The sequence below is a fragment of the Rhizobacter sp. P3_B12 genome (assembly GCF_056402895.1).
The window spans coordinates 1-4,777 of sequence record NZ_JBFUGN010000462.1 but is presented as its reverse complement, the minus strand read 5'-3'; the positions used below and the strand labels follow the sequence as shown (position 1 = coordinate 4,777).

Annotated in this window: 5 protein-coding genes and 1 pseudogene; all 6 read left to right on the top strand. The window is 70.8% G+C overall.

Features of this window, described 5'->3' with window-relative positions; genetic code table 11:
- A pseudogene (locus AC1D01_RS21215) lies at positions 1–196 on the top strand (ABC transporter ATP-binding protein); the annotation flags it as partial.
- Complete coding sequence (locus AC1D01_RS21210) at positions 193–1,359, top strand: ABC transporter permease (protein WP_477869775.1); 1,167 nt, start codon at positions 193–195, stop codon at positions 1,357–1,359. The pseudogene AC1D01_RS21215 and the gene AC1D01_RS21210, both read left to right, overlap by 4 nt.
- 13 nt (positions 1,360–1,372) lie before the next feature.
- Positions 1,373–2,689, top strand: a complete 1,317-nt coding sequence (locus tag AC1D01_RS21205; protein WP_477869773.1) for an ABC transporter permease — start codon at positions 1,373–1,375, stop codon at positions 2,687–2,689.
- Between the two features lie 25 nt (positions 2,690–2,714).
- Positions 2,715–3,158, top strand: coding sequence for a YeeE/YedE family protein (locus tag AC1D01_RS21200; RefSeq protein ID WP_477869771.1), 444 nt, complete (start codon positions 2,715–2,717; stop codon positions 3,156–3,158).
- Between the two features lie 11 nt (positions 3,159–3,169).
- Positions 3,170–3,583, top strand: a complete 414-nt coding sequence (locus tag AC1D01_RS21195) for a DUF6691 family protein (protein ID WP_477869769.1) — start codon at positions 3,170–3,172, stop codon at positions 3,581–3,583.
- Positions 3,584–3,597: 14 nt separating this feature from the next.
- Positions 3,598–4,674 carry an MBL fold metallo-hydrolase gene (locus tag AC1D01_RS21190; protein ID WP_477869777.1) on the top strand — a complete coding sequence of 359 codons (1,077 nt, stop codon included), beginning with the start codon at positions 3,598–3,600 and terminating at the stop codon, positions 4,672–4,674.
- The last annotated feature ends 103 nt before the right edge of the window (positions 4,675–4,777 follow it).

The following is a 4,777-nucleotide window of genomic DNA, read 5'->3' as shown; positions in this document are numbered from 1 at the left end:
GGTGTGCGACGAACCCACCGGCGACCTCGACCGCCAGTCGGCCGAGGACGTGCTGGGCCTGCTGCGCGTGCTGAACCGCGACCACGGCAAGACCATCGTGATGGTGACCCACGACCCGAAGGCCGCCGAGTACGCGCACCGCACGCACCACCTGGACAAGGGCAGCCTGGTCGGGCAGCCCGAGCTGGCCGTATGAAGTACCTCCACCTCGTCTGGGCCTCGCTGTTCCGGCGCAAGACGCGCACGGTGCTGACGCTGGTCTCGATCATCGCGGCCTTCCTGCTGTTCGGGCTGCTCGATGCCGTGCGCACCTCGTTCTCGCAGGCCGGGCAGAGCGCCAACGGCGCGGCGCGGCTGCAGACTGGCTCGAAGCTGTCGTTCATCCAGACGCTGCCGCTGTCGCTCACGCAGCAGATCGAGCGCGTCGACGGCGTGAAGGCGGTGGCCTACGCCAACTGGTTCGGCGGCGCCTATCAAGACCCGCACAACCAGGTGTTCAGCTTCGCGGTGGCGCCCAACTACCTCGACCTGTTCCCCGAAGTCGCGGTGACCGAAGCCGAACGCAAGGCTTTCAACAGCACGCGCACCGGTGCGTTGGTCGGCGAGAAGCTCGCGCAGCGCTTCGGCTGGAAGGTCGGCGACCGGGTGCCGCTGCAGTCGAACATCTTCCCCGACCGCTCGGGCAGCAAGAACTGGCAGTTCGACATCGTCGGCATCCTGCATGCCACCGACAAGAAGACCGGCGGCTTCTTCGACCAGATGTTCCTGCTGAACTGGAAGTACTTCGACGAGACCACGCCTTACAACCAGGGCGCGGCCGGCTGGTACGTGACGCGCGTGACCGACGTGAACCAGGCCGACCGCGTCGCGAAGGCGATCGACGCGCTGTCGGCCAACTCCGACCACGAGACGCGCACGCAGACCGAGCAGGCGGCCACCGCGTCGTGGATGAAGCAGCTGGCCGACATCGGGCTGATCGTCAGCTCGATCATGGGCGCGGTGTTCTTCACGCTGCTGCTGCTGTCGGGCAACACGATGATGCAGGCGGTGCGCGAGCGCACCAGCGAGATCGCGGTGCTGAAGACGATCGGCTTCTCCGGCCGCAGCGTGCTCGCGATGGTGCTCGCCGAATCGGTGCTGCTGCTGGTGCTGGGCGGGCTGATCGGGCTGGGCATCGCGACGCTGGTCATCCCGGCGGTCAGCGCCGGCAGCGGCGGCATGCTGAACCTGCCGTCGGTCGGCGCGAGCAGCTGGGTGCTCGGCCTCGCGCTGATGGCCGGCATCGGCATCGTCGTCGGCGCGCTGCCGGCCTGGAACGCGATGCGCCTGAACATCGTCGATGCCCTCGCGGGCCGCTGAACGGGAGATGCGCGTGAACTGGTTGATCAATGTGGGCTTGGTGGTTCTTCTGGCGGCGGTGCTGGCGGCGTGGGTGATGCTGCCGTGGCCGGGCGCGCTGGCGCTGGCGGTGCTGCTGGCCGGCTGGCTGCTGCTGACGCGGCGCGGCCGGCAGACGCTGTCGGTGGCCAATGTCGGCATCAGCACGCTGACGCAGCGGCTGGGCGCCTCGGGCGTGATCGTGGTCGGCATCGCCGGCGTGGTCGGCGTGCTGGTCTCGCTGCTGTCGATGGCCGAGGGCTATGCCGAGACGCTGCGCCGCACCGGCGGCACCGACAGCGTGATCGTGATGCGCGGCGGCTCGGCCTCGGAGGTGTCGTCGGTGCTGACGCGCGACAGCATCGCGCTGATCCAGCAGGCCGACGGCATCGCGCGCAACGACAAGGGCGAGCCGCTGGCCTCCGAAGAGCTGGTCGTGGCGGCCAACCTGCCGGTGAAGGGCGGCGCGCCCGATGAAACGGGCAGCGTGCAGCTGCGCGGCGTCGGCGAGCGGGCCTGGGCGGTGCGGCCGCAGGCGAAGATCGTCGCCGGCAAGGCCTTCGGGCCAGGTTTGCGCGAGCTGGTGGTGGGGCAGGGCGCGGCGCGCCAGTTCGCCGGGCTGGTGCCGGGCAGCACGGTGCGGCTGGGCGCGCAGACCTGGACGGTGGCCGGCGTGTTCGCGACCGGCGATGCGCTCGAATCCGAGATCTGGGCCGACGGCAACGTGGTCGCCGACACCTACCGCCGCGCCGCCAGCCGCACCTCGGTGACGGCGCGGCTGGCCGATCCGCAGGCCTTCAAGACGCTGAAGGCGGCGCTCGAATCGAACCCGCAGCTGCAGGTCGACGTGACGACGACGCTCGACTACTTCAGCAAGCAGTCCGAAGGCGTGACCAAGGTGCTGCGCATCATCGGCATCACGGTGGGCACGATCATGGCGATCGGTGCGATGTTCGGCGCGCTGAACACGATGTTCGCCGCGGTGGCGGCACGGGCGCGCGAGATCGCGACACTGCGCGCGATCGGCTTCTCCGGCGTGCCGGTGGTGGTGGCGGTGATGCTGGAGACGATGCTGCTCGCGCTGATGGGCGGCGTGCTCGGCGGGCTGCTGGCGTGGCTGATCTTCGACGGCTATGGGGCGTCGACGATGGCCGCCGGCTCGGTCGGCAAGCTGAGCTTTGCGCTGCGGGTGTCGCCGGAGCTGCTGTGGACGGGGCTCAAGTGGGCGCTGGCCATCGGCTTCATCGGCGGGCTGTTCCCGGCGGTGCGCGCGGCGCGGCTGCCGGTGACGACGGCGTTGCGCGAGCTGTGAGCCGGGTGCGGCATCGCGTTCTCGCATGAACATCGACTGGAACAGCTTCACCCCGTGGGCCTCGCTGGCCGGCGGCCTGGGCATCGGGCTGGCGACCGCCCTTTACCTGCTCGGCAACGGCCGCATCGCCGGCATTGCCGGCATCGTCGGGGCGCCGTGGCGGGCGCTGCTGGCGCGTGCGCCGCTGAAGGCGCATCGCGGCTCGCTCGCCTTCATCGGCGGCCTGCTGCTCGCGCCCTGGGCCTGGCGGCTGTGGGCGCCGTGGCCCGCTGTCTCGGTCGATGTCGGGCCCGGCGCGTTGATCGCGGCCGGCCTGCTGGTGGGCATCGGCGTGCGCCTGGGCAACGGCTGCACCAGCGGGCATGGCGTGTGCGGGTTGAGTCGCCTGTCGCTGCGCTCGCTGGTCAACGTGCTGGCCTTCATGGGTGCCGGCTTCGCCACCGTGTTCGTGCTGCGGCACCTCTTCTGAAGGCGGCGCCGATGGGATCCTTCATCGCGCTGCTGAGTGGCCTGGTCTTCGGCCTCGGGCTGATCGCCGGCGGCATGACCGATCCGGCCAAGGTCAAGGGCTTTCTCGACCTGGCCGGTGCGTGGAACCCGAGCCTCGCGCTGGTGATGGCCGGCGCGATCGCGGTCGGGCTGCCGGCCTTCGCGATCGCACGGCGCCGCCGCACGGCCTGGTCCGGCGCGGCGATGGACATCCCGGTCAGCACCCGCATCGACGCACGGCTGATCGGCGGCGGCGTGCTGTTCGGCATCGGCTGGGGCCTCGGCGGCTTCTGCCCGGGGCCGGCGCTGGTGGCGCTGGCGCGTGGGTGGTGGCCGGCGGCGGTCTTCGTCGCGGCGATGCTGGCCGGCATGGCGATCCACGACCGCTGGCTTGCCTCCCGCTGAGAGGACGCGCCATGCTGGTCTTTCGCCAACTCTTCGACGCGCCGTCGTCCACCTACACCTACCTGCTCGGCGATGCGGTGGCGGGCGAGGCGGTGCTGATCGACCCGGTCTACGAGCATGTGCGCCGCGACGCCGCCCTGCTGCGCGAACTGGGCCTGCGGCTGGTCGCGACGCTCGACACCCATGTGCATGCCGACCACGTCACCGGCGCGTGGCTGCTGAAACAGCGTCTGGGCAGCCGCATCCTGCTGTCGCAGGCAGCCGGCGTGCGCGAGGCCGACCGGTTGCTGGCGCATGGCGACCGCGTGGCCTTCGGCATGCGCCACCTGCAGGTGCGCGCCACGCCCGGCCACACCGACGGCTGCCTCACCTATGTGCTGGACGACGAACGCATGGCCTTCACCGGCGATGCGCTGCTGATCCGCGGCTGCGGCCGCACTGATTTCCAGCAGGGGAGCGCGGGGCAGCTGTACCGCTCGGTGCAGCAGCAGATCCTGTCGCTGCCGCCGGAGTGCCTGCTGTACCCGGCACATGACTACCGCGGCCTCACCGTGACCAGCGTCGCCGAGGAGCGCCGCTACAACCCGCGCCTGGGCGGCGACGCGAGCCTGGCGGACTTCGAGGGCTACATGACGAACCTGGGCCTGCCGCACCCGAAGCTGATGCAGATCGCGGTGCCGGCCAACCTGCGCTGCGGGCGGCCCGAGAGCGAGGCCGCGCTGCCGCAGGAGCCGACCTGGGCGCCGCTCAGCTTCAGCTTCGGCGGTGTGTGGGAGATCCAGCCGACGGCGCTGGCCGAGCGCCTGGCGGCCGGAGACGTGCAGGTGATCGACGTGCGCGAGCCGGCGGAGTTCGGCGATGGCTTCGGCCACATCCGCGGTGCGCGGCTCATGCCCTTGCCCGAGCTGGTGGCGCGCAGCGGCGAGATCGCGCGCGATCGCCCGGTGGTGGCGGTGTGCCGCTCGGGCACGCGCTCGGCGCAGGCGCTGGTGTTGCTGCAGAAAGCGGGTTTCAATGAGCTGGCCAACCTGGCGGGTGGCATGCTGCGCTGGCACGCCGAAGCCCTGCCGGTGGAGGGTGCAGCGCATTGATCGTTGGCAGCGCAAGGAGAAGCCCATGGACCGACCTGGTTCCGACACGGTGTTCGCCGGCTCGATTCCCGATCTCTACGACACCCAGCTGGTGCCCTTGATC